Source organism: Streptomyces sp. NBC_01237 (assembly GCF_035917275.1).
GTDB lineage: Bacteria > Actinomycetota > Actinomycetes > Streptomycetales > Streptomycetaceae > Streptomyces.
The window spans coordinates 920,660-946,514 of the sequence record NZ_CP108508.1 but is presented as its reverse complement, the minus strand read 5'-3'; the positions used below and the strand labels follow the sequence as shown (position 1 = coordinate 946,514).

Annotated in this window: 16 protein-coding genes and 2 pseudogenes; 7 read left to right on the top strand and 11 right to left on the bottom strand. The window is 70.5% G+C overall.

Translation table 11 applies throughout. The features are described 5' to 3' along the window. Positions 1-49: 49 nt before the first annotated feature. From OG251_RS04255 to OG251_RS04245, 3 genes are all read right to left on the bottom strand, one after another. The gene (locus OG251_RS04255) at positions 50-937 is read right to left on the bottom strand and encodes a hypothetical protein (RefSeq protein WP_326675746.1); all 888 of its coding nucleotides are present in this window, start codon (positions 935-937) and stop codon (positions 50-52) included. 412 nt (positions 938-1,349) lie between these two features. Then, on the bottom strand, positions 1,350-1,907 hold the full coding sequence (locus tag OG251_RS04250) for a TetR/AcrR family transcriptional regulator (protein WP_326675745.1): 558 nt from the start codon (positions 1,905-1,907) through the stop codon (positions 1,350-1,352). 14 nt (positions 1,908-1,921) lie between these two features. Continuing rightward, positions 1,922-2,500, bottom strand: coding sequence for a sugar O-acetyltransferase (locus OG251_RS04245; RefSeq protein WP_326675744.1), 579 nt, complete (start codon positions 2,498-2,500; stop codon positions 1,922-1,924). Between the two features lie 26 nt (positions 2,501-2,526). Here OG251_RS04245 and OG251_RS04240 point away from each other — a divergent pair. Continuing rightward, a pseudogene (locus tag OG251_RS04240) lies at positions 2,527-3,798 on the top strand (MFS transporter); the annotation flags it as partial. 160 nt (positions 3,799-3,958) lie between these two features. On the opposite strand, the pseudogene OG251_RS04235 reads toward OG251_RS04240, so the two are convergent. Then, positions 3,959-4,057, bottom strand: a pseudogene (locus OG251_RS04235) (MSMEG_1061 family FMN-dependent PPOX-type flavoprotein); the annotation flags it as partial. Between the two features lie 360 nt (positions 4,058-4,417). Between OG251_RS04235 and OG251_RS04230 the strand changes: the two are divergent. From OG251_RS04230 to OG251_RS04205, 6 genes are all read left to right on the top strand, one after another. Continuing rightward, positions 4,418-8,713 carry a discoidin domain-containing protein gene (locus OG251_RS04230; RefSeq protein WP_326675743.1) on the top strand — a complete coding sequence of 1,432 codons (4,296 nt, stop codon included), beginning with the start codon at positions 4,418-4,420 and terminating at the stop codon, positions 8,711-8,713. A gap of 77 nt (positions 8,714-8,790) precedes the next feature. Beyond that, positions 8,791-9,798, top strand: a complete 1,008-nt coding sequence (locus OG251_RS04225; protein ID WP_326675741.1) for a LacI family DNA-binding transcriptional regulator — start codon at positions 8,791-8,793, stop codon at positions 9,796-9,798. Positions 9,799-10,066: 268 nt separating this feature from the next. Next, positions 10,067-11,482 (top strand): extracellular solute-binding protein, encoded by a 1,416-nt coding sequence (locus OG251_RS04220; protein ID WP_326675740.1) that lies wholly within the window; start codon positions 10,067-10,069, stop codon positions 11,480-11,482. An 86-nt stretch (positions 11,483-11,568) separates the two neighbouring features. Further along, a complete protein-coding gene (locus OG251_RS04215) occupies positions 11,569-12,528 on the top strand; it encodes a carbohydrate ABC transporter permease (protein ID WP_326675738.1) in 960 nt (319 codons plus the stop codon). 18 nt (positions 12,529-12,546) lie between these two features. Beyond that, positions 12,547-13,422, top strand: coding sequence for a carbohydrate ABC transporter permease (locus tag OG251_RS04210; protein WP_326675737.1), 876 nt, complete (start codon positions 12,547-12,549; stop codon positions 13,420-13,422). Between the two features lie 142 nt (positions 13,423-13,564). Beyond that, positions 13,565-15,169 (top strand): glycoside hydrolase family 13 protein, encoded by a 1,605-nt coding sequence (locus OG251_RS04205; protein WP_326675736.1) that lies wholly within the window; start codon positions 13,565-13,567, stop codon positions 15,167-15,169. Positions 15,170-15,376: 207 nt separating this feature from the next. Here OG251_RS04205 and OG251_RS04200 read toward each other — a convergent pair whose 3' ends face one another. The 7 genes from OG251_RS04200 to OG251_RS04170 form a co-directional block, all read right to left on the bottom strand. Beyond that, positions 15,377-17,728: an arylsulfatase gene (locus OG251_RS04200; protein WP_326675735.1), complete on the bottom strand. Its 2,352-nt coding sequence runs from the start codon at positions 17,726-17,728 to the stop codon at positions 15,377-15,379. Further along, positions 17,725-19,524 carry a sulfatase gene (locus OG251_RS04195; RefSeq protein WP_326675734.1) on the bottom strand — a complete coding sequence of 600 codons (1,800 nt, stop codon included), beginning with the start codon at positions 19,522-19,524 and terminating at the stop codon, positions 17,725-17,727. Before OG251_RS04195 ends, OG251_RS04200 begins: the two co-directional genes overlap by 4 nt. Further along, positions 19,521-20,351, bottom strand: coding sequence for a formylglycine-generating enzyme family protein (locus tag OG251_RS04190; RefSeq protein WP_326681150.1), 831 nt, complete (start codon positions 20,349-20,351; stop codon positions 19,521-19,523). The genes OG251_RS04195 and OG251_RS04190 overlap by 4 nt, the downstream gene beginning before the upstream one ends. 95 nt (positions 20,352-20,446) lie before the next feature. Then, the gene (locus OG251_RS04185; RefSeq protein WP_326675732.1) at positions 20,447-22,303 is read right to left on the bottom strand and encodes an ABC transporter ATP-binding protein; all 1,857 of its coding nucleotides are present in this window, start codon (positions 22,301-22,303) and stop codon (positions 20,447-20,449) included. Then, positions 22,300-23,202: an ABC transporter permease gene (locus tag OG251_RS04180; protein ID WP_326675730.1), complete on the bottom strand. Its 903-nt coding sequence runs from the start codon at positions 23,200-23,202 to the stop codon at positions 22,300-22,302. Before OG251_RS04180 ends, OG251_RS04185 begins: the two co-directional genes overlap by 4 nt. Positions 23,203-23,207: 5 nt before the next feature. Further along, positions 23,208-24,152: an ABC transporter permease gene (locus OG251_RS04175; protein WP_326675728.1), complete on the bottom strand. Its 945-nt coding sequence runs from the start codon at positions 24,150-24,152 to the stop codon at positions 23,208-23,210. 1 nt (position 24,153) lies between these two features. Next, entirely contained in the window at positions 24,154-25,746 is a 1,593-nt protein-coding gene (locus OG251_RS04170; protein ID WP_326675727.1) for an ABC transporter substrate-binding protein, read from the bottom strand. Positions 25,747-25,855 lie beyond the last annotated feature (109 nt).

Here is a 25,855-nt window from a genome sequence, read left to right as displayed (position 1 = left end):
GATGGGCGGGACATCGGTGGATGCGCCGAGGCCCGGGTCACTGAGCGGTTCAGTCGTGGAGGGTGACGTGGGGCAGGGGACGGCCGACGGCGTCGAACAACGTGACTCCGCAAGTGCAGCGCTCGTCGGCCAGGGTCTGTGCCGCCGGCAGTTGCCAGACCTGCGTCTCCGAGCAGTTCGGGCAGTCCAGGCTGATCAGGGTCTCTTCGGGTTGCGAGCCCCAGGCCCGTACCGGGATGTCCTGGTGCGTCAACCCCGTCGGCTCGCGCTCACCGGTCAGCGCGACCAGTACCTCGTAGGTGTCGTTGCCGCTGTCCGGCACCATCAGCGTGCAGCCGAGAGGGGCCAGCACTCCGGACAGGTGATCGAGCTGGCGGATGGGGAAATCACCGCGGCGCGGAGTCGGGCCGGCCTCGGCCGCGCGGTGGACGACGTCGGTGTCGACGTCTGTCGGCTCCACCCCGAAGGCCCGTACCCGCGCGGCCACGAACGCCGCCAGCTCGCCCGGGACTTCCTCACCGCTCCAGTCCATGGTGAATATCACGCGGTCGACTTGGACTCCCCGGGCGCGCTCGCCGGGGGGCAGGACCAGTTCTTCCAGCTCCGTCACGACGATCACGCTATCAACCGCCGGGCGCTGCCCGGTTGTCAGAACGATCGGCCCCACCGGCGGGCGGACATGACGCGTGCCACCGCGGGACCCCTCGATCGTGTCGGCGTCGGCGGTGCGGGAGAGCCACCGCGGTACGGCCGTCCGGTACGCGGAAGCGGTCCACGGCCCGGCGTCGTAGGGCCGGCGGCAGGCCCAGTAGGCCTCGGCGAAGGCGTCCGCGGGCACGTTGCACCGGGCGGCCGTCTTCACCAGGGTGCCGGGGCGTTGACAGCGGGCGATGACCCCGTAGAGGTCGAACAGCACGATGCGCCGGTGGGTGGACATGGTGGGTCCTCCTCCGGGTCCGGGGCTCGGGTTCAGCCGACTCCGGCCGCCGCGTCATCGTCGCCGCGGACAGCACCGAACTCAGCCGCACCGCCCACGCGTACGTCGGCCCCTCCACGCTTCTGCACACCCTCGTCACCGGCACCACCGCGCCTGCCGAAGGGGTGACCGCACTGGAAGCGGCCGGCACCGTCGTCAGGACCGTCCGAGGAAGTCGCACGCCGGCACGCCGCACCGCGATCCGCGCCCGAGGCCGGATTCGGCCGCAGCGGCACCGGTCGTCCGCGTTCGTCGGGGACGCGTTTCGGCGATGAGTTCAGGCGGCAGGTGGCGATGGTCGCGCGGTCACGGACATGACCTGGCCGGCACCTTGGTCAGGTGGGGTGCCGGCCAGGGGCCTCGGGGGCGCGGGTCAGGGATTCCCGCTCGCGCTCTGTGTGATGCGGGCGACCGCCTCGACGGTCAGTGCGCGGTCGTGCGGTTCGGTCTCCAGTGCGCGGTGGATGGCGAGTCCCTCGATCAGTGCGTCGAGCTGCCGTGCCGTCGCCGGGTCGAAGTGCCACTCCAGCGCGCGGCGGCTCCGGCGCATCCACTCCCGGGTCAGCTCGCGGTAGGCGGGTTTCCGGGCGGCGAGCGTGTAGAGCTCGTGGGTGAGGACGAGTTCGCGCTGATTCCCGATGGACAGATGGTGGACGAGGCCGACGACCGCCTCCCGGGCTTCGTCGAGGGTGTTCGCGGCGCCGAGACGCTCCTCGAAGACGGCGACGATACTGCTGGAGAAGCGGGTGAACGCTTCCCGCAACAGCTCGTCCATACCGCCGAAGTGATACGTCATCGATCCGAGCGGCACCCCGGCGCGGGCGGCGACCTTCCGGTGCGACGTCCCGGCGACCCCCTCCTCCGCGATGAGGTCGAGCGCGGCGGTGATGATGCGCTCCCGCCGCTCGGGGTCGTTCCTTCCAGTCGCCACGGTGCTTCCCTTTTCTAGATCGAGCGGATCACCCGGGCCGGATTGCCCACGGCGACGACGTTGGCGGGAACGTCCTTCGTCACGACGGCTCCGGCGCCGATGACACTGTTGTCCCCGATGGTCACCCCGGCGAGCACGATCGCTCCGCCGCCCAGCCAGACATTGTCGCCGATCGTGATCGGCCCGGCCGCCTCCAGCTTGTCCCGGCGCGGCTCCGGCTCCACCGGGTGGGTGGGGGTGAGCAACTGTACGTTCGGCCCGATCTGGCAGTCGCGCCCGATGGTGATGGGTGCCACGTCGAGCGCGGTGAGGTTGTAGTTGATGAACGTGTCCTCGCCGACCGTGATGTACGTGCCGTAGTCCACGTGGAGCGGCGGCCGGATGTGGGCACCCGCGCCGAGACCGCCGAGGAGTTCGGCGACGACGGGCTGCGCGGCATCGGCGTCCTCCGCGTACGCCGCGAGGTACCGGGCGGCCAGGCGCACGGCCCGCTGCTGGGCCTTGGCGATGTCCGGGTCATCGGAGATGTAGAGGTCTCCGGCGAGCATCCGCTCGTGATTGGTACGGGGGTCCCCCGCGAAGTGGTCCTTCATGCGTACGATCGTACACTCAAGGCGTACGATCGTACGCTCCTGTCGCTCCCCTTCTTCGATCCGTCTGCCGAGGCCCCACTGTCATGGATGCCGTTACGCGCCGCCGGCGTACCGCCCTGTTCCTCTTCATGCTGGCCGCCGGTACCGGTATGGCGTCCTGGGTGGCCCGCACCCCGGCGGTGCGGGACGGCCTCGATGTGTCCACCGGAGCAATGGGGCTGGTGCTGTTCGGTCTCTCCATCGGTTCGATGGCCGGCGTCACGGCCTCCGGCCCGCTCGTACGCCGTTACGGGGGCCGGGCGGCGATCGGCGTCGGCGCGGCCCTGGTCGTCGTCGGGCTCCTGGTCGTCGCGGCGGGCACCAGCCTGTCGCTGGCGGGCGGGGTCTTCTGCGGACTGGCCCTGTTCGGCGGCGGGATGGGGCTCGCCGAGGTGGCGCTCAACATCGAGGGGGCGGCCATCGAGAGCGTCATCGGCAAGCCCGTACTGCCGGTGCTGCACGGCTGCTTCAGTCTCGGCACGGTCGTCGGTGCGCTGCTGGGCATGGGGCTGACCGCCGCCGCGCTCCCCGTCGGCCGGCATCTGTCGGCCGTCGCGGTGCTCATCGCGGCCGCCGCGGTCCGGGCCGTCGTCTCGATCCCGCACGGCACCGGGAAGGAGGCGGCCGGTGCTGTCAACGGCGCTTCGGGGCAGGGCGGTCGGCGGTCCGGGCCGCGGGTGTGGCGGGACCGGCGGCTGGTCCTCATCGCGGTGATAGTCCTGGCCATGGCCTTCGCGGAGGGCGCCGCCAACGACTGGCTGCCGCTGCTCATGGTCGACGGCTACCACGTGAGCGCCACGGCGGGGTCGCTGACCTTCCTGGCCTTCGCCTCGGCGATGACGCTCGGCCGCTTCGCCGGCGGCCCCCTCCTGGAGCGCTTCGGCCGGGTCGAGGTCGTCCGGGTCAGTGCGCTCACCGCGGCCGTGGGGCTGGTGCTGGTGATCGTCTCGCCCAGCCCGCTGGTGGCGGGCGCCGCCACGGTGCTGTGGGGACTCGGTGCCTCGCTCGGCTTCCCGGTCACCCTCTCCGCGGCGGGTGACCACCCGCACGACGCGGCGGCGCGGGTCGGCGCGGTCGCCACCGCGGGGTACGTCGCGTTCCTCGTCGGCCCGCCCGCGCTCGGCTTCCTCGCCGACCACATCGGACTCCGGCTCACCATGACCGTCGCCCTCGCCCTGCTGATCGTCGCCTCCACGCTGGCCGGGGCGCTCGGGCCCCAGCGCCGCACCGGCGCGGAACCGGCCCCGGTCACCTCGTAGCGGCGGACGAGAACACGGGCGGGGATGTTTTCCAACCCGCTCCGGAGCATGACGATGTGATCCGCCCCCGGACATGCGGGAAACCGCCGGGACGGCCACCGGCCCAGAGGCGTGGCACAGCGCCACGAGGTTCAGTCGGCGGATCATGAGACCGGCCCCGCTACTCGTACCGGTACCTCAGTGAGTCCGCCTCCGCCTGTTCGATGTCGGCGATCGTCAGCTCCGGCGTCCGCAGCTGGGCCGGCGTCACCTCGGCCGATCGACCTCGGTCGGTGGGGGCGGGGACGGGGAGACGGCCGCCGGCCCGCGCCGCCCGCCCGACCCAGGTGCATGCGCAAGCGGCTTGCAGTTCTTGCGGTGAACTTACGTTTTCTGAAAGCCGTCGCGAAAGTCCCTGGTGTGAACGGGTGTTGGCTTGCGTGGGGCCGATCCGACGCCTAGATGCGGGTGCGCGATCGGTAGACGGGTCAAGGGTTCTCTGCAACCCTCTGATCGATCCACGCAAAAGATCGAGTGCATCGTGCATAAACCTGCATCATGCATAAACCTAATCCGCAGCACGACATCGACTGAGCCGCGCCTCGTCGCCGTCAGGGCGCGAGGCCGAGGACGGGGTTACATGAGAGTGCGACGCTGGCGGTCGCGGGGCATGAGTACCGTGATCGTGACCAGTCTCCTGACGCTCGGATGGCCGGCGCTGACCGCATCGGCGGCGGACGGCCCGAACATCGCCGTCGGCCGGTCGGCCGCGGCGAGCAGCGCACAGAGCGCTAACGCCGCGACAGGCATCACCGACGGCAACCAGAGCACGTACTGGCAGAGTTCGGGAACCGATCTACCCCAGTGGGTCCAGACCGACCTCGGGGCCACGACCCGGACGGACGGGGTCGTCCTGAAGCTTCCGGCCGGCTGGAAGAGCCGCCGTCAGACGCTCTCCGTGCAGGGCAGCGCCGACGGGACGAGCTTCACGACCCTGAAGAACTCCGCCACCTACACCTTCAGTCCCGCAACGGCCAATGCCGTCACGGTGAACTTCCCCGCCACCAAAGCCCGTTACGTCCGGGTCAACATCACCGCCAACACGAGTGGGCGCACCGCTCAGCTCTCCGAGCTGGAGGTGCACACGGCGGACGAATCCTCGGTCAACCTGGCGACCGGACGCACCCTGACCGCGAGCAGTCATACCGAGGTCTACGCGGCCGGCAACGCCAACGACGGAAACCGGGTCACCTACTGGGAGAGCCGCAACAACGTCTTCCCGCAGTGGATACAGGCCGATCTCGGCTCTGCCGTCCGGGTCGACCGGGTCGTCCTGCGGCTGCCCGGAGGGTGGGGCGCGCGCAGCCAGACGCTGAAGCTCCAGGGCAGCACGAACGGCACGGACTTCACCGATCTGACCGCGTCCAAGGCGTACACCTTCGACAGCGCGGGCGGGCAGTCGGCGACGATCACCTTCGACGCGACCACCACGCGATACGTTCGCGTCCTGGTCACCGCCAACAGCGTCCAGCCGGGCGCCCAGCTCTCGGAGCTGGAGATATACGGCCCGGAGTCGGGTGACACGCAGGCGCCCGCGGCACCGGCGAACCTGGCCTTCACGGAGCCGGCGAGCGGTCAGGTCAAGCTGACCTGGAGCGCGTCCTTCGACGACACCGGCGTCACCGGCTACGACATCTACGCCAACAACGAGCTCCTGACGAGCGTGGGCGGTGGCGTCACCACGTACACCGACAACCGCCCCGCCGACCAGACCGTCTCGTACTACGTGCGGGCCAAGGACGCGGCCGGAAACCAGTCGGGCAACAGCAACACCGTCACCCGGCGCGCGGACTCCGGTGACACGCAGGCGCCCACGGCACCGGCGAACCTGGCCTTCACGGAGCCGGCGAGCGGTCAGGTCAAGCTGACCTGGAGCGCGTCCTTCGACAACACCGGCGTCACCGGCTACGAGATCTACGCCAACAGCACGCTCCGCGGCAGCGTCGCCGGGAACGTGACCACCTACACCGACACCCAGCCGGCCGCCACCACGGTCAGCTACGTGGTCCGGGCCAAGGACGCCGCCGGGAACCGGTCCGGCGACAGCAACTCCGTCACGCGCAACGGTTCCGGCAGCGCCGGGTCCAACCTCGCGGTCGGCAAGCCGATCAGCGCGTCCTCCGTGGTCCACACCTTCGTGGCGGCGAACGCCAACGACAACAGTGTCACCACCTACTGGGAGGGGGCCGGCGGCAGCTACCCCAGCACCCTCACCGTCAAGCTGGGCGCGAACGCCGACATCAGCGGCCTCGTCCTCAAGCTCAACCCGGACAACGCCTGGTCGGCCCGCAGCCAGACGATCGAGGTCCTGGGCCGGGAACAGAGCGCCACCTCCTTCACCGGGCTGGTCGCGGCCAAGAGCTACCCGTTCGACCCGGCGAGCGGGAACAGCGTCACCGTCCCCGTCCCCGTCACCGCCCGGGTCGCCGACGTACAGCTGAGGTTCACCGCCAACACCGGCTCCTCGGCCGGACAGATCGCGGAGTTCCAGGTCATCGGGGTCCCCGCGCCCAACCCGGATCTTGTGGTCACCGGGCTGACGGCCTCGCCCGCCGCACCGGTCGAGTCGGACGACATCACCCTCAGGGCCACTGTGCGCAACAGCGGCCCGCTCGCGGCGCCCGCCGGCAAGGTGGACTTCCGTCTCGGCGGCACGAAGACCGTCACGGCACCGGTCGGAGCGCTGGCCGCCGGCGCACAGACCACCGTCAGCGCCTCCATCGGGGCCCGGGACGCGGGCACCTACCCGTTGAGCGCGGTCGTCGACGAGGCGAACGAGGTCATCGAGCAGAACGAGTCCAACAACACCTTCACCAGCCCCGACCCGCTCGTGGTGAAGCCGGTCGCCAGCTCCGACCTGATCGCGGCCGCCGTGAACACCTCACCGTCCAGCCCGGCCGCGGGCGACGACGTGAGCTTCTCCGTCGCGATCAGGAACCAGGGCACCGTCGCCTCCGGGCCGGGCGGCCACGGTGTGACGCTCACCCTGGCCGACTCCAAGGGCGCCACCGTCAGGACACTCACGGGCGCGTTCACCGGCACCATCGAGCCCGGTGCCACCGCCGCTCCCGTACGGCTCGGGACCTGGGCCGCGGCCAACGGCTCGTACACCGTCAAGGTCGTCGTCGCCGACGATGCCAATGAGCTGCCGGTGAAGCGGCAGAACAACACCTCCACCCAGCCGCTCTTCGTCGGCCGCGGTGCCGACATGCCGTACGACATGTACGAGGCGGAGGACGGCGCGGCCGGTGGCGGTGCCCAGACCGTGGGCCCCAACCGCACGGTCGGCGACATCGCGGGCGAGGCGTCCGGCCGCAGGGCCGTGAATCTGGACGCGACCGGTGAGTACGTCGAGTTCACCACCCGTGCCTCGACGAACACGCTGGTGGCCCGCTACTCCATCCCGGACGCACCGGGCGGCGGAGGCATCGACTCCACGATCAACGTCTACGTCGACGGTGTCATGAAGAAGGCGCTCCCGCTGACGTCCAAGTACGCCTGGCTGTACGGCGCCGAGGCCGGGCCCGGCAACTCCCCGGGTTCGGGCGCACCGCGCCACATCTACGACGAGGCGCACATCATGCTCGGCGAGACGGTCCCGGCGGGCAGCAGGATCCGGCTGCAGAAGGATGCCGCGAACACCTCCACGTACGCGATCGACTTCGTCAGCCTGGAACAGACCGCGGCGGTCGCCAACCCGGATCCGGCGACGTACACCGTGCCCGCCGGTCTCACGCACCAGGATGTGCAGAACGCGCTGGACAAGGTGCGCATGGACACCACCGGAAAGCTCGTCGGTGTCTACCTGCCCGCCGGTGAGTACCAGACGTCGAGCAAGTTCCAGGTGTACGGCAAGGCGGTGAAGGTGACCGGCGCCGGGCCCTGGTACACGAAGTTCCTGGCCCCCGGCACACAGGAGAACACCGACATCGGGTTCCGGGCGGACGCCACCGCGAAGGGATCGTCGTTCGCGAACTTCGCCTACTTCGGCAACTACACCTCGCGGATCGACGGACCGGGGAAGGTGTTCGACTTCGCCAACGTCAGCGACATCGTGATCGACAACGTCTGGAACGAGCACATGGTGTGCCTCTACTGGGGCGCCAACACCGACCGGATCACCATCAAGAACTCCCGGATCCGGAACATGTTCGCCGACGGCATCAACATGACCAACGGGTCGACGGACAACCTCGTGTCCAACAACGAGGCGCGTGCCACGGGTGACGACAGCTTCGCGCTCTTCTCCGCGATCGACGCGGGCGGGGCGGACATGAAGAACAACGTCTACGAGAATCTGACGTCGATCCTGACCTGGCGGGCCGCGGGTGTCGCCGTCTACGGGGGCTACGACAACACCTTCCGCAACATCCGCATCGCGGACACCCTCGTCTACTCCGGGATCACCATCTCCTCACTGGACTTCGGCTACCCGATGAACGGCTTCGGGACCGAACCGACGACCTTCGAGAACATCTCCATCGTCCGGGCGGGCGGCCATTTCTGGGGAGCGCAGACCTTCCCGGGCATCTGGGTGTTCTCCGCCTCCAAGGTCTTCCAGGGCATCAGGGTCAACCACGTCGACATCGTCGATCCGACCTACAGCGGGGTCATGTTCCAGACGAACTACGTGGGCGGTCAGCCCCAGTTCCCGATCAAGGACACGATCTTCACCGACATCTCCATCTCGGGTGCCCGCAAGAGCGGGGACGCGTTCGACGCCAAGTCCGGGTTCGGCCTCTGGGCGAACGAGCTGCCCGAATCCGGGCAGGGACCGGCGGTCGGTGAGGTGACCTTCAACGGTCTGCGGTTCACCGGCAACGCGGTCGACACCCGGAACACCACCTCCACCTTCAAGATCAATATCAACCCGTAGAAAGGACGGGGAGTCCGCACGATCGATACGCAGGACTAGCGCAAGCCGTTTGCGGGGCTTGCGTTAGTCTTGCGTTCATGACGCGACGACTTGCTCAGGTAGCGAAGAAGGTGGGTGTCAGCGAGGCCACGGTCAGCCGGGTCCTCAACGGCAAGCCGGGGGTGTCCCAGGCGACCCGGCAGTCCGTGCTCACCGCGCTGGACGTGCTCGGATACGAGCGGCCGACCCAGCTGAGGGGCGAGCGGGCGCGCCTCGTGGGGCTGGTCCTGCCCGAGCTTCAGAATCCGATCTTCCCGGCCTTCGCCGAGGTGATCGGCGGTGCGCTGGCGCAGCAGGGCCTCACGCCTGTCCTGTGCACCCAGACCAAGGGCGGTGTCTCCGAGGCCGACTACGTGGACCTGCTGCTCCAGCAGCAGGTCTCCGGCGTCGTCTTCGCCGGTGGCCTGTTCGCCCAGGCGGACGCCCCGCACGAGCACTACCGGCAGCTCGCCGAGCGCAAGATCCCGGTGGTCCTCATCAACGCCGCGATCGAGAGCCTCGACTTCCCCTGCATCGCCTGCGACGACGCCGTCGCCGTCGAACAGGCCTGGCGCCACCTGGTCTCGCTGGGCCACGAGAGCATCGGGCTGGTGCTGGGCCCGACCGATCACGTCCCCTCGCGGCGCAAGCTGGCGGCCGCGCAGGAGGTCGCGCGCGCCAACGGCGGCGGGCTGTCCGGCGAGTGCGTGGAGCGCACGATGTTCTCCCTGGAGGGAGGCCAGGCGGCCGCCTCGCGTCTGCTCGACCGGGGTGTCACCGGCATCATCTGCGCCAGCGACCCGCTGGCCCTCGGTGCCGTCCGGGCGGCGCGCAGGCGCGGGCTCGCCGTGCCGGGCGACGTCTCCGTGGTCGGCTACGACGACTCGGCCTTCATGAACTGCACGGAGCCCCCGCTCACCACCGTGCGCCAGCCCATCGAGGCGATGGGGCGCGCGGCCGTCGACCTGCTCTGCGCCCAGATCCGGGGCGGCGAGGCCCACTCCGGTGAACTGCTCTTCGAGCCCGAACTGGTGGTGCGGGGCTCGACCGCCCAGGTGCCGAGGTAGAAGCCGGCCGCCGTCCCGCTCCCGTACGTCGCGTAGCCCCGGGGCCCTGTCCGACTCGGACGGGCCCCGGGGCATTTCTCTGTCCGTATCGCCGGGAACGTTCAACGGGCCCCGCACCCCCGGCGCGCCTCATGCGGTCATCTGTCAAACAATTACGAAATCGGCGCGACATATTGCGTCCACCTGTCGGCGGTGGTTGAGTGTGCGACGCCCCACAACGCATCGGCGGTGGGGCGACTCCCACGTTCATGCCCGAAGGGGTCCACCCATGAGAAGTGCCCGGTTCCGTCGTACCCGCCGCTCCAGTGCGGTCGCCCTCGTCTCCGCGCTCACGCTGACCGCACTCGCCGCCTGCGGCACCAGCAGCAGCAACAACGGCAGCGGTGGATCCGACGGCGGCGGGAACTCCGACCCCGCCGCCCCGTTGGACCCGAAGGCCAAGGTGACACTCACGATCGACTGCATGCCCCCCGCGGCGAAGGCGGCCGAGCTCAAGGAGTGGAAGGAGGACGTCGCCGAGTTCAACAAGACGTACCCCAACGTCACCGTCGAGGGACGCTCCACCCCCGGCCAGTGCCTGGAGCCGCCGCGCTTCACCGCGATGCTCAAGGCCAAGTCGCAACCGGACGTGTTCTACACGTACTTCACCGACCTGCCGCAGGTCCTCGACAACGACGGCGCGGCGGACATCACCGCCTACGTCAACGACAAGAGCGTGCCCCTGCTCAAGGACATCGACCCGAACGTCCTCGACTCGCTCAAGCAGGACGGCAAGCTGTACGGCCTGCCCACCAGCAACTACACCATGGGCCTGCTCGTCAACCGCAAGCTGTTCCAGCAGGCGGGCCTGGACCCCGACGCCCCGCCGCGCACCTGGGAAGAGGTCCGCACGGCGGCCAGGAAGATCGCGGGCCTGGGCAAGGGCATCGCCGGGTTCGGGGAGTACAGCGCCGGCAACACCGGCGGCTGGCACTTCACCGCGCAGATGTACAGCGTCGGCGGTGAGGTCGTCGACGCGAGCGGCAAGAAGGCCGCCTTCAACAACGAACTCGGCAAGCAGGTCGCCGAGAACCTCCACGCCATGCGCTGGGAGGACGACAGCATGGGCAGGACCCAGCTGCTCAAGTGGGGCGACCTGCAGAAGCAGATCGCCACCGACAAGCTGGGCATGTTCCTCGCCGCCCCCGACGACATCGCGTACATGGTCCAGCAACTCGGCGCGAAGTACGAGAACTTCGGCATGGGACCGATACCCGGCGCGAAGAACACCCTGGCCGGTGGCAACAACTACATGGTCAAGAAGGGGATCCCTGGCGACCGGATCAAGGCCGCTGTCGCCTGGCTGAACTTCAAGAACCTCACCGTCGGCAAGGGGCAGTTCGCCTGGGCCCGCACCAAGGCGGACAAGCTGCCCGTGGGCGTTCCCCAGCCCAACTTCTGGCTGAACGAGTCCAAGACCAAGGACGACGCCGCCCGCATCGAGCACGCCACCATGCCGGTCGCCAACTTCAAGACCTTCATGGACAACCCCGTCGCGGGCAAGGCCGAGCCGCCGAAGGCCCAGGAGGTCTACAAGGTCATCGACAACGTGATGTCGGGCATCCTCACCAACAAGGACGCCGACATCGACAAGCTGCTCGCCACCGCCGAGGCACAGGTCAACCAGGTCCTCGCCAACCAGTAGCCGGCATCGGGGGCCGGGCCGCCCGGCCCCCGCGTCTCGTCCCAGCCCGGACCGCGCTCCGGCACTTCCGCACCGAGGAGGCGACGATGTCGGCCCCCACTCTCTCCACGACGACCGCGAAGGAGCCCCGCGACTCCGGGCTCCACGGGGACCGTCCCCAGCCGTCCGGCGGAGCGTTCACCAAGCACCTGCGCCGCAATCTCACGGCCCACGGTTTCCTGATCGGCGCCGTGATCTGCTTCTCCCTGTTCTCCTGGTACCCGATGGTGCGGGAGTTCGTCCTCGCCTTCCAGAAGACCGAGGACGGACAGACCACCTGGGCCGGTCTGTCCAATCTGAGCACCGTCTTCAACGACCCGGCGTTCTGGCAGGCATGGCGCAACACCCTCCTGTTCACCGCACTCGCCCTGGTCCTCGGCTTCGCCGTGCCGTTCGTCGTCGCCGTGGTCCTCAACGAGTTCCGGCACGCGCAGGGATATCTGCGACTGCTGGTCTACCTGCCGGTCATGCTGCCGCCGGTCGCCTCCGTACTGCTCTTCAAGTACCTCTACGACCCGGGGTACGGCCTGCTCAACGAGATCCTCGGCCTCTTCGGCCTGCCCGCGCAGCAATGGCTCCAGGACCCCGACACCTCCATGCTCTCCGTCGTCGTCGCGGCGACCTGGATGAACATGGGCGGCGCCACCCTGATCTACCTCGCCGCGCTCCAGGGAATCCCCGGTGAGCTGTACGAGGCCGCCGAGCTGGACGGGGCCGGTCTCCTCCGCAAGATCTGGCATGTCACCATCCCGCAGACCCGGCTCATCCTCTCGCTGCTGCTGCTCATGCAGGTCATCGCGACCATGCAGGTCTTCGTCGAACCGTTCCTGCTCACCGGCGGCGCGGGCCCCGAGGGCTCGACCACCACGGTCGTCTACCTGATCTACCAATACGCCTTCAACTTCAACAACTACGGCGCCGCGGCGGCGCTCGGTCTGGTCCTGCTCGTACTGCTGGCCGGGGTCTCGGCCGTGTACGTGAAGCTCAGCCGCGCCGAGGACGAATAGGACCGGGGGATACGACAGATGTCCACACGCACACTCATCTCGCCGGCCCAACTGGCAAGGCCCCGGGGCAGGATCGTCTACTGGGTGACGTTCGTACTCGTCGTCGGCCTGTTCACCCTGGTCTTTCTCGGACCGCTCTACTGGATGGCGTCCGGCGGCCTCAAAACCACGCAGGAGGTCGTCCAGACACCCCCGACCTTCGTCCCCGAGTCGTTCAACCCCGCGAACTACTCGCGGGCCTGGGAGGTGATGGACCTCTCCCGGCTCCTCTTCAACACGCTGTACTACGCCTTCGGCGCCCTGGCCTTCCAGCTGATCTTCGATGTGGCCGCGGCCTATTCGCTCTCCAGGCTCCGGCCGGTGTTCGGCAAGGCGATCCTCGGAATGATGCTCGCCACCCTGATGATCCCGGCGACCGTGCTCGTCGTCCCGCAGTACCTCACGGTCCTGGACGTGCCGATCGTGGAGCGCAACCTCCTGAACTCGCCGTGGGTGATCTGGCTGCCGTCCGTGACGAACGCCTTCAACATCTTCCTGCTGAAGCGGTTCTTCGACTCCATCCCGAAGGAGCTGCTGGACGCCGCCTCCATGGACGGAGCCTCACCGATGCGCACGCTGTGGTCGATCGTGCTGCCCATCTCGCGGCCGATCCTCGGCGTCGTCTCCATCTTCGCCGTGGTGGGGGTCTGGAAGGACTTCCTCTGGCCGATGCTCACCCTGCCCGACCCGGCCATGCAGACACTCAACGTCGGCATCTACTCGCTCTCCACCGGGGTACCCGAGAACGTGCTGATCGCCGCGCTCACCATCGCGTCCCTGCCCACGCTGCTCATCTTCCTGATCTTCCAGCGCAACATCATGAGCGGCCTCACCGCGGGGGGAATCAAGGGCTGAGCGCCCGCGCGCACCCGAAGAACCCCGCACCCAGCACTCCCGCAGTCCCGCATCTCCATGAAGCCTCCGCCGCCGGCCCGTTCTCCGACGTCCTGCTGTCCGGGCCGGTGGCGGAGAAACCCCTGCCCGAAAGGACCGTCACGTGGCAGCCCCTCACTCGGAACACACCGACGACTGGTGGCGCACCGCCGCCATCTACCAGGTGTACCCACGCAGCTTCGCCGACGGCGACGGCGACGGCACCGGGGACCTCGCGGGCGTCCGGACGAAACTGCCCTACCTCGCCGAACTGGGCGTAGACGCCCTCTGGTTCACGCCCTGGTACGTCTCCCCGCTCGTCGACGGCGGCTACGACGTCGCCGACTACCGCACGATCGACCCCGCCTTCGGCACGCTCGCCGAGGCGGAGAAGCTCATCGGGGAGGCCCGCGAGTCCGGCATCCGGGTGATCGTCGACATCGTCCCCAACCATGTGTCCGACCAGCACGCCTGGTTCCGGGCGGCCCTGGAGGCCGGGCCCGGCAGCCCCGAGCGCGAGCTCTTCCACTTCCGCCCCGGCCGGGGCGAGAAGGGCGAACTCCCGCCCAACAACTGGCCCTCCCAGTTCTCGGGACGCACCTGGACCCGGGTGCCGGACGGGGAGTGGTACCTCCACCTCTTCACGCCCGAACAGCCCGACCTCAACTGGGCCCACCCCGCCGTCCGCCGCGAGCACGAGGAGGTGCTGCGCTTCTGGTTCGAGCGGGGCGTCGCCGGCGTACGCATCGACTCCGCCGCGCTGCTCGCCAAGGACCCGGCGCTCGCCGACTTCGTGGAGGGCGTCGACCCCCACCCCTACATCGACCAGGACGAGCTCCACGACATCTACCGGTCCTGGCGCGCCATCGCCGACGAGTACCGGGGAGTGTTCGTCGGCGAGGTCTGGCTGCCGGACTCCGACCGCTTCGCCCGCTACCTCCGCCCCGACGAACTGCACACCGCCTTCAACTTCAACTTCCTCGCCTGCCCGTGGGAGCCCGACCGCCTGCGACGGACCATCGACGACACGCTGGCCGAGCACGCCCCGGTCGGCGCCCCCGCGACATGGGTGCTGTGCAACCACGACGTGACCCGGACCGTGACGCGGTACGGCCGCGAGGACACGGGGTTCGACTTCGCGGAGAAGACCTTCGGAACACCCTCGGACCCGGCGCTCGGCACCCGCCGGGCCCGCGCCGCGGCCCTGCTGACCCTCGCACTGCCCGGCTCGGTCTATGTGTACCAGGGTGAGGAACTGGGCCTGCCCGAGGCCGACGTACCCCTGGACCGCATCCAGGACCCGATGCACTTCCGCTCCGGCGGCACCGACCCGGGGCGCGACGGCTGCCGGGTGCCCCTTCCCTGGGTCGCCGACGCTGCCGCCTGCGGCTTCGGTACGCCGGGCGAGCCGTGGCTGCCGCAGCCGGAAGGCTGGTCGGCCTACGCAGTCGACCGCCAGAGCGCCGACCCCGCCTCGATGCTGACGCTGTACCGCGAGGCGCTGCGGCTGCGGCGCGGCGTCCCCGGCTTCCGGGGCGAGCCGCTGACCTGGCTCCCGTCGGAACGGGGAGTCATGGCCTTCCGCCGCGGCCCCGGCCTGACCTGTGTCGTCAACCTCGCCGAGGAGCCCGTGGAGCTCCCGGCCCACGGGGACGTCCTGATCGCCAGCGGCCCCCTGGACGAGGGCGGCGCTCTCCCGCAGGACACGGCGGTGTGGCTGCTTTCCTGACCCCCGAGGCCGGACCGCCGGACAGCCGATCCCCCGGCCACCGGCAACACCGCGACCCCGGACCTGCCGCCGGGCACCAGCACCCGGCACCTGCGGGTCACCGCCACCGCCGACACCGGCCGGCCCGCGGCCCAGATCGGCGAACCGGAGGTCTACCGCTCCTGATCCGCTCCACCGGCGCCCCGCCCGCACGCCCGGCGGGGCTCCTCACTCGAACGTGGCCGCCGCCTCCCTGAGCGCGGCGGCCACCGCCTCGGGGGAGTCGGGTCCCGGGGCCCCCGGGCGGTAGGTCACCGACCTCAGCCGGCCGCGGTACCGGAAGGAGCGATGACGTTCGTACAGTGGCCAGGAGACCGGGGACTTGCGGTCGATCCCGACACTGATGCCCTGGAACGGGGCCATGCCGATGAGCTGGTGGACGCTCGGCGGGGCGGCCCGCACCACGCCGTCGACGCTCACCGTGAACCCCCAGCGCAGCCCCCGCTCGGCCGCGGCGGCGAGCACGACGACATGCTCCCCGCGCGTCAGGGGCCCGGCGTCGCTCCCGTGGAGCACGCCGTACTCGTTGTAGGCGAAGTGGAGCCGGCCGTCCTCCACGTACAGGCTGTAGCCGCCGCCCTGGTCGCCGTGGGAGACCAGCACCCCCTCACCGGCCTCGTCGAGGACGACGGAGATCTCGAAGGACCGCAGCGCGATCAGACGGGAGGAGCGGTAGCGCTCCAGCTCCGGGGTGCCGGGCAGCAGGGTCAGCGGGCGGGACAGCCGCCGCTCGGCCGGGTTGCGGCGGGCGAGCGCGCCACTGCCGTCGGGCAGCGGAAAGACCCCGTTGCGCCGAGCCGCCTCCTCCCAGGAAGCAGCCAACTCCGCTACCAGATGAGGATGCTCTGCGGCCAGGTCGTGGATCTCGGTCGGGTCGGCAGCGATGTCGTACAGCGCCCACTCGGATTCGTCGTAGGGCGTGCCGGGCCGGTGCAGGGTGACGAGCTTGTGTCCGTCCCGGTAGAAGCTGCGGTTGCCGGTCATCTCGCAGTACTGCTCGCGATGGGTGGAGCGGTGCTCCGCGTCCGCGAGTACGGGGGTGAAACCGAACCCGTCCGGCTCCTGGAGCGTGACGCCGCGCCGCTCGGCCGGCCGTTCGAGACCGGCCAGCCGCAGCAGGGTGGGGGCGATGTCGGTGACGTACTGGTACTGCGTACGCGGCCCGGGGGCGATCAGCCCCTCGCGTGCCCCCTTCGGCCATGACAGCACGAACGGGACGCGCACACCGCCGGCGTAGGTGTGTCCTTTGTAGAGGCGGAAGGGGGTGTTGGAGGCCATGCCCCAGCCGCGCGGGTAGTGGACCAGGCTGCGCGGGCCGCCGATCAGTTCGGGGTCGCGGTCGACGTCCGGGGTCCAGTCGCCGGGGAGGGCGGGGTGGTGGACGAAGCGGCTGAAGTAGGAGCGGGTCCCCTCGGCGCCGCCCTCGCCGGTGCCGCCGTTGTCGGAGGTGAAGACGATGACGGTGTTGTCGAGCTCCCCGAGCGCTTCCAGGGTCTCGGTCAGCCGGCCCAGGTTCTGGTCGATGTTGTCGACGAGTGCCGCGTACACCTCCATGTAACGGGCGTAGAGCTTCCGCTGCTCGTCGGTGAGGTCGGCCCAGGCCGGTACGTCCAGCCCGGCCTCGCTGTTGCGCTCGGGAAGCCGGGTGCCGGGCGGGAACAGCCCGTCGGCGAGCTGGGCGGCGAAGCGCCGCTCGCGCAGCACGTCCCAGCCCTCGTCGTAGCGTCCGCGGTGGCGGGCGATGTCCTCCTCCTTGGCCTGGAGGGGGCCATGGACGGCGTTGTGCGCCAGGTAGAGGAAGAACGGTTTGTCGGGGTCGTGGGCGCGCAGCGACTTCACCATGGAGATCGCCTGATCGGTGATGTCGTCGGTGTAGTAGTAGCCGTCGGGGAACTCGTCGATGTCCAGGGGGCTGTTGTCCCGGACCAGCTGGTGGGGGTGGAAGAGGCTGGTCAGCCCCTCCAGGACGCCGTAGTACCGGTCGAAGCCCTTGCGCAGCGGCCAGTTGTTCCGGTCGTCGGCGGCGTTGGACGCCGAGTCGCGGACCAGATGCCATTTGCCGACCGCGTAGGTGGCGTAGCCCGCGTCGTGGAGCAGTTCGGCGAGGGTGGGGATGTCGTCGGCGATCTCCATGCCGTAACCGGGAAAGCCGGGATCGGAGTTGGCGACCATGGCGTAGCCGACACGGTGCGGGTTGAGCCCGGTGAGCAATGCGGCGCGCGCCGGTGAACACAGCGGCATGGTGTGGTAGTTGGTGAGCCGGACCCCCTCCTCGGCCAGCGCCGCGAGGGTGGGGGTGGCGATCTCGGAGCCGAACGGGCCGATGTCGCTGTAGCCCATGTCGTCGACGAGGACGACGACGATGTTCGGGGCCCTCGGCGGCGGGGCGGTGCGCCGCGGCCAGGCCGGCTCGGACTCGGCGAAGGTGCGGCCGATCCGGCCGGGGAAGCCGTCGTGGGGATCGCGTCGGGTGCCGGCGTTCCCCCGGCCGTTCGGGGCCGGACTGTCGCTGGTGGTCATCGGCGGGGGTCTCCGTCGTCGTGCGTCGGGAAGAGCCGGGCCAGTTCGTCGGCCAGGGCGGTGAGCTGGGCCCGCCCGGGATGTCCGGCGAAGCCCGCGATCTGGAGCAGGGTGCCGCCGCCCCGGACCGTCAGCAGTTCGGTGTCGAGCAGCCCGGGAACGATCCGGCGGATCGCCTCGGCGGCGGCGGGCTCGGCCAGGAGCCGCACCAGCGGGGTGCGCAGATTCAGCGCGCCCTCGGTGAACTCGTCCGAGCGCGGGGCGGGTTCACGGGCCGCCTCGCCCCGTTCGCGCTGGGCGGCGGCCGGCAGATGGGCGTCGCCGACCTCGTCGGGGTCCTGCGGGAGGCCGAGCCGCTCGTACTGGTCGGCCGGTGCGTCGCTCGCTCTCAGGCGCTCCACCAGGAGCCGGATCATCCGCAGTTCGACGGTGTCGTCGACGAGCGGTTTCTCCTGGTGCGGGTCGGTCTCCAGGTCGAAGAGGAGGGTGCCGAACCGCTGGGGCCCGAGCAGCGGTGAGGGATGGGCGGCGATCCTGAGGGTGCGTACGCCCTTGGTGAAGGTGAACGGTTCCGCCAGGGTCAGGCCGGACAGTTCCCCGGGGGTGAAGCGGCCCCGGATACGGGTGGGCATCAGGGTGTGTTCGTACAGCGGCCCGTTGCTGTCGTCGTGGCAGGACCGCATATAGACGTACCGCCCGTCGGTGACGTTCACATGACCGCCGAACATGCCGAACAGGGCTGACTCACGGGGCTGTTCGGCCTCCCTGAGGGGGCGGCCCTGCATGTCCGGGGTGCGGTCGGCGCCGAAGAAGTCGAGGAGGGTCGGCGCGAGGTCGATGGTCTGGACGAGTGCGCCGTCGCGGCTCCCGGCCCGGTCCGGGCGGCGCGGGTCGTGCACGAAGAGCGGGGTGTGGACCAGCTCGTTGTACCAGGGCTGGACGACCTTCGCCCACCAGCCCTTCTCGCCCAGCAGATAGCCGTGGTCGGTGCAGACGATGAGCATCGTGTCGTCCCACAGGCCATGGGCGTCCATCGCGTCGAGGACCCGGCCGAGCGAGTGGTCGCACATGGAGAGCAGCGCCGCGTACTCGTAGCGTGCGTGCGTCTCCTGGTCCTTCGTCTCGGTGACCCGGTTGTAGTCGGGCCAGTCGAAGTGCGGCCCTTCGTAGTCGTGCGGGTAGAGGTCCTTGTAGTGGTCCTGGGTGAAGAACGGTTCGTGCGGGTCGAAGGTCTCGATCTGGACGAACCAGTCGTCCTCGGCGTGATTGGTCCGCAGGAATTCGAGCCCGGCGTCGAAGGTGAGGGTCTGCGGCTGCTTCGCCTCGGTGTCCAGGTACTGACGGTTGACCCAGTCCTGTCGCCACAGGTCGTTGCGGGTGGCCCGCAGGTCGTCGGGGACCTCCGGGTCGGCGACCTGTCCCTTCCAGGCATCGCCCTCCTGGCCGCGGAAGAACTCCCAGGAGCTGTAGCGGCCGTGGTAGGTGGCGCCGCCGTCCTCCCAGTAGTGCTGATGGTCGCTGACGAGGTGGGTGTAGACACCGTGCCGCTTCAGGATCTCGGGCATCGAGTCGTCGAACGGCTCCAGCGGCCCCCAGCCGCGGTGCAGGAAGTTGTGGCGCCCGGTGTGCAGTTCGCGGCGGGCCGGCATGCAGGGCATGGACCCCGCGTAGCAGGTGTCGTAGGTGACCGTGCGGTCGGCCAGACGCCGGAAGTTCGGGGCGTGGATCCAGCCCGCGCCGTAGGGCGGCAGCAGATGCCGGTTGAGGCTGTCGAACATCACCATGACGGCCTTCACTGGGTGGTACGTCCTTCCGGAGCGGTGGGCGTGGGGAGGTCGCGGGCGCAGCGGAAACCGCCGTGGCCGGTCGAGGAGTCGGGGGTGTTGCGGGAGCGGGCGGCCACCCGGTAGCGGTTGCAGTACGAGGCGTGGCACAGGTAGGAGCCGCCCCGGATGACGCGCTCGCCGGGCCCGAAGGCGTCGGAGCACCACTCCCAGACGTTGCCGGAGGTGTTGAAGAGGCCGTAGCCGTTGGCTTCGTACGCGGTGACGGGCACCGTGCCCGTGCGGCCGCCGGGCCGGTCCGAGCGGTGCGGGAAGCGGCCCCGCCAGGTGTTGCACATCTCGCGTCCGCCGGGCGTGAGGTCGTCGCCCCACGGATAGCGGGCGCCCTCCCGGCCGCCGCGGGCCGCGTACTCCCACTCGGCCTCGGTGGGCAGCCGGACCCCGGCCCAGTCGCAGTAGGCCAGGGCGTCGTCGTGCGAGACATGGACGACCGGATGGTCCGCCCGGTCCGCGACTTCGGAGCCCGGCCCCTCGGGCGCCTCCCAGGACGCCCCCGCGACCCCCAGCCACCAGGGCGCACCGGGGACCCGCCCGATGATGTGCGGCCGGGCCGCCGGGTGGAGGCACTGGTGGAACACGTAGGAACTGCCGTGGCGCTCGGCGTCGGTGCGGTATCCGGTGGCGTCGGCGAAGGCCGCCCAGTCGGCGTTGCTGACGGCGGTGGTGTCGATGGCGAACGGCGCCACGGCCACCTCGCGGGCCGGCCCCTCCCGGTCGGTGGGACAGCCCTCGCCGAACGCGTCGCCCATCCGGAAGACCCCGCCCGGCAGTTCGGCCATCGCCCGGTGCGCGACGGCCGGGGCCGGAGCCGCGCGGGGTACCGGGGGCAGCGGGAGCACACCCGTACAGGCGCGGCCTGGCGCGCAGCACGCGTTCACGCGGGCACTCCCGTCCTCCGGGCGAGCGGAAGCCGCGCGGTCCTGGGTACGGGTTCGGGCACCGCCGCCAGCAGGGCGCGGGTGTACGGGTCCCGGGGGTGCTCGCAGACCTCGTCGGCGCTGCCGCTCTCCACGATCCGGCCGCGGTGCATCACGGCGATGCGGTGGCTCACCTGCCGGACGACCGCGAGGTCGTGCGCGATGAAGACCAGGGCGAGACCCAGGTCGCGCTGGAGGTCGGTGAGGAGCCCGACGATCTGCGCCTGGACGGAGACATCGAGTGCGGAGACGGGTTCGTCGCAGATGAGGACGGACGGTTCGGGGGCGAGGGCGCGGGCGATCCCGATGCGCTGGCGCTGCCCGCCGGAGAAGGAGCGCGGGTGCCGGTCGGCGACCGCCGGATCGAGACCCGCCCGGCGCAGCAGTTCCGCCACCCGCTCCTCCCGTTCCTCCCGGCCGCCGAGGCCGAACGCGATCAGGGGTTCGGCGACGATCTCACCCACCGTCATCCGCGGGTTGAGCGAGGCGTAGGGGTCCTGGAACACCATCTGGACCTGGCGGCGCACCGCGTGCAGTTCACGGCGCGAGGGCCGTGTGACGTCCGCGCCGCGCAGCCGCACGGTGCCGCCGTCCGGCCGGTGGGCATGGGCCAGGACCCGGGCCAGGGTGGACTTCCCGGAGCCGGACTCGCCGACGATGCCCAGGGTCTCCCCGGCGGCGAGGGTCAGCGACACCCCGTCGAGCGCGGTGAAGGCACGCCCGCGGGCCCCGCGCCCCTTGTACGTCTTGCGCAGCTCGTGGGCCTCCAGGACGACGGGCCCCGGCGCGGGGCGGTCGATGCGGCCGGGCGGGGCGGGGACGGGCAGCGGTCCGGTGCGCCCGGCGGCGGGCGGACAGGCGGCGCGTACGCCGTCCGCGACCGGGGTGAGCGGCGGCGTTCCGGTGCGGCAGCGCTCCTCCACCAGCGTGCACCGCTCGGCGAAGGCGCAGCCGTCGCCGAGCAGCGTGAGGTCGGGCGGGGTGCCCGGAATGCCGGTGAGCCGGGTGCCGGAGGGGCTGGACAGGCGGGGCACCGCGGCGAGCAGGCCCGCGGTGTACGGGTGGCGTGGGCGGGTGAGCACCTCGGCGGTGGGCCCGTCCTCGACGACCGTGCCGCCGTACATGACCAGGACGCGTTCGCAGGAGCGGGCGACGACGCCCATGTTGTGCGTGATGAGGACCAGAGCCGTGCCGGTCTCCCGGTTGAGGTCGGCCAGCAGGGTGAGGATCTGGTCCTGGACGGTGGCGTCGAGTGCGGTCGTCGGCTCGTCGGCGAGCAGGATGTCGGGCTCGCCGGCCAGGGCCATCGCGATGAGGACGCGCTGCCGCTGGCCGCCGGAGAACTGGTGCGGATGGTCGTCCGCACGACGGTGCGGGTCAGGGATGCCGACCCGGTCGAGGAGTTCGACCGTGCGGGCACGGCGTGCTCCGCGGTCGTGGTTCCCGTGGGCGCGCAGTACCTCGTCGAGGTGACGGCCGGCCGTCAGGACCGGGTTCAGGGCCGTCATCGGGTCCTGGAAGATCATCCCGATGCGGGCGCCGCGCACTGCGCGCAGCTCCTCCTCGGTGGCCGAGGCCAGGTCCTGGCCGTCCAGCCGGACCGAGCCGGTGGTGATGCGGCCCGTGCCGGGGAGCATCCTCGTCAGGGCGAGCGCGGTGGTGGACTTCCCGGACCCGGACTCGCCGACGACGGCCAGGGTCTCGCCGCGGCGCAGGCCGAAGGAGACCCCGCGCACGGCGCGCAGGGCCGAGCCGTCGGGGGCGGTGAACTCGACGCCGAGGTCGCGGACCTGCAGCAGCTCCTGGGCGGTCATCGGCGTATCTCCCGGTTGAGCGCCTCCGCGATGAGCGAGAGGCCGAGGACGAGCGCGGTCACGGTGATCAGGGGGCCCGCCGCGAAGTGGGGGGCCTGGGCGAGATAGGGCATGGACTGGCTCAGGACGGCTCCGAGCGTGGGCTCCGGCGGCCGTACCCCCACGCCCAGGAAGCTCATCGCACCCTCGATGAAGACGGCCACGGTCAGCGATACGGCGATCTGGACGATGAGCGGGTCGGCGGCGTTGGGCAGGATGTGCCGGACCAGCACCCGGGGGCCCGAACTGCCCCCGACCCGGGCGGCGGTGACGTACTCGCGCTCCCGCTGGACGAGGATCCCGCCGCGCAGCAGCCGCCCGAAGACCGGGATCTCGGCGAGGGCGATGACGAGGACGACGGGGAGCCGTCCGGGTCCGAGGACCGCCGTGACGGCGAGCGCCAGAATCAGGCCGGGGAAGGCGAGAAGGAGGTCGAAGATCCGCTGGACGACGGTGTCGGCGACCGGGTGCGCGGCGGCGACGAGGGCGGACAGGCAGCCGAGCACGGCGCCGACGGGGACGGCCGTGGCGATGATGCCGAGGTCGGCGCGGATGCCGTACAGGAGCCTGCTGAGCAGATCCCGGCCGAGATCGTCGGTGCCGAGCGGATGCCCGGAGGTGCCGAGGGTCGCGAGGCTCCGGCCGCTCTGCTCGGTGGGCCCGTACCCGGCGAGGAGCGGCGCGAGCAGCCCGGCGAGGACCACCGCTCCGACGAGGACGAGACCGGTGCGGCCGCGTGCGGTGGACAGCGCGTCGCGGTACGGGTGGCGGTTGCGGGCCGGGCGGCGTGCCGTGCGGGTCGTGGTGGCCGGGGGCGGGCCGCTGGTGAGGCCGGTGGTGAGGTCGGCGGTCGGGGGCATGACGGTTACTCCCACCTGATACGGGGGTCGAGCCAGGCGTACACGAGGTCCGTGACCAGCTGGACGAGGACGAAGACGGCGACCAGGAGCAGCAGGAGGTCCTGGACGACCGGATAGTCCCTGCGGGCGAGGCCCTGTTCGGCGAGCCGGCCCAGTCCGGGCCAGGCGAAGATGGCCTCGACGAGTACGGCGCCGCCGAGCAGATGCCCGGTCTGCATGCCGAGCAGGGTGACGACGGGCGGGAGGGCGTTGGGCAGGGCGTGCCGCCACAGCAGTCGGCGCGGTGCTATCCCGGCCGCGGTCGCGGTCCGGACGCAGTCCTCGGCCAGCGCGCGTTCGATGCCGTCCTTGAGATAGCGGCCGAGGACGGCGGCGCTGGGCAGGGCCAGGCAGAGCGCGGGCAGCAGCAGGTACTGGACCGCGAGGTCGGGGGCGGTCAGGAAGGCCACCCGGCCGCCCGGCGGCAGCACACCCAGGACGACGGCGAACAGCATCACGAGGAGTACCCCGCTGACGAAGGGCGGCACGGCCAGGGCAGCGGTCGTGATCACCCGGATCGCGGTGCGGACCCAGCGCCTGCGGGAGGTGGCCCCGAGTATGCCGAAGGCCGTACCGAGCACGATCACCAACAGCAGCGCTGCCAGAGTGAGTTCGGTGGTGGCCCCGAGCCCGTCCCCGATCAGGTCACCGGTCCGGCCCCCGATCGCGTACGACGGTCCCAGGTCACCCGTCAGCAGGGAGCCCAGCCAGTGGACGTACTGGGTGGGCAACGGTGCGTCGAGGCCGAGCCGTTCACGGATCGCGGCGACGGTCGCCGCGTCCGCGTCGGGGCCGGCGAGCGAGGTGGCGGGGTCGCCGGGGACGAGCCGCAGGATGGCGAAGATCAGGAACGAGGCCCCGAGCAGGACGAGGAGGGCGGACGGCAGCCGTCGGAGCAGATAGCCGCGCATGTCACACCAGGTAGGCGTGGTCGAGGTTCAGGTACGAGAACTTGTTCAGGGTGACGCCGCGCAGCCCGTCGGCGGCGACCTGGACCTGCCCGCGCACGACGAGGTCGATGATGAACGCCTCGTCGAGCAGGATGCCGGAGATCTTCTCGTGCAGGGCGTTGGCCCGCGCCGCGCTCGACTCCGGCTTCGTCCACGCCTCCTGCACGACAGCGGTGTAGTCGGCGGAGCGGTACTTGGAGGTGTTCTTCTTCTCGTTGAACGGATAGGCGCTCACGGCGAGGGTGGAGGGCTGCACCTGGGAGAAACCGTGCCCCATGGTCCACAGGGCCGGCATGTCCTGGGAGATCAGCTTCTTCTGTGCGGTGGCCGGGTCGGTGGGCTGGAGCGTGACGTGGATTCCCACCTGCTGGAGGTCGTACTGGAGGGCTTCGGCGATCGCGGTGTCGCCGGGCAGCGCGAGGTGCAGCAGGGGAAGTTCGAGCTTGCTGTGCCCGGCCGACCTCAGCAGCTCCCGGGCCTTGCCCGCGTCGTGGGTGTAATGGGTGCGATGGGCCTCGGTGAAGGCGGGCGAGGACTTGGGCCACGGGGCGGCGGAGGCCAGCCCGTAGCCGCCGAGCGCCTGCGCGAGGAGCCGCTCGCGGTCGACGGCCCAGGCGATGGCCTGTCGTACGGCCCGGTCGTCGAGCGGTGCGACGGTGGTGTTGACGCCGATGTAGACGGCACCGGAGCCGGTGTCGTAGGTGGTGATGGTGAGTCCGGGGTCGTCCTTGACCGTGCCGAGGCTCTTGCCCGGCACGTTGTAGGAGAGCTGGGACTGGCCGGAGCGCAGGGACGAGATCAGCGCGTCGGCCTGGGGTATCACCCGCAGTTCGACCCCGTCGAGATAGGGGCGGCCGGGCTGCCAGTAGCCGTCGTGCCTCGTCAGACTCAGACCGGAGCCGGGGCTCCACTTCTTGAGCTTGAACGGGCCGGTGCCGATGAGCTTCCTTCCGGTGACGGCGTCCTCGACGGTCTCCGGGTCGGTGATGATCATGAACTCGAAGAGGTCGAAGAGATTGTTCACCGGATGCGCCAGCTTGAGCACCAGCTCGTGATCACCGCGCTTCTCGAACCCGGTGATCGTCGCGGCCGTGCTGCGCAACTGGGCCGCGCGTACCGGATTCTGAAGGTTCTTCACGGCGAAGATGACGTCGTCCGCGGTGAACTTCCGGCCGTTGTGGAAGGTGACGTCGTCGCGCAGCCGGAGCGTGATCCCGCGTCCGTCCTTCGCGTACGTCCAGGAGGTGGCCAGCTCGGGCTTCGGGCGGAGCCGGTCGTCGTAGCGGGTCAGGGTGTTGTAGATCAGCCGGTGTTGATAGGACTGCCCGCTCTGCGAGAACAGCAGGCCGGGCGTGAAGTCGCTGTTGACGGCGACGTCGAGGGTGCCGCCGCGACGGGGCGAGGCACCGGCGTCCCCGGAGCCGGACGAGGTCTCCGAGACCGCCGAACGGCAGCCCGCCAGACCCAGTCCGAGAAGCAGGGTGCCGCCGCCCGCGGCGCGCAGCGCGGAGCGCCGGGTCGGTCCGGTGGACAGGGAAGGGTGCGGTTCGGTCATCGGAAGCCTGCCTGTGACGGTGAAGGGTGGTGAGGGACGGTGAAGGGCGTCGAAGGTGAGGTGAAATGGGCGCAATCGCGTATTGATTCCGCTGCGGGAGGAATTGAGG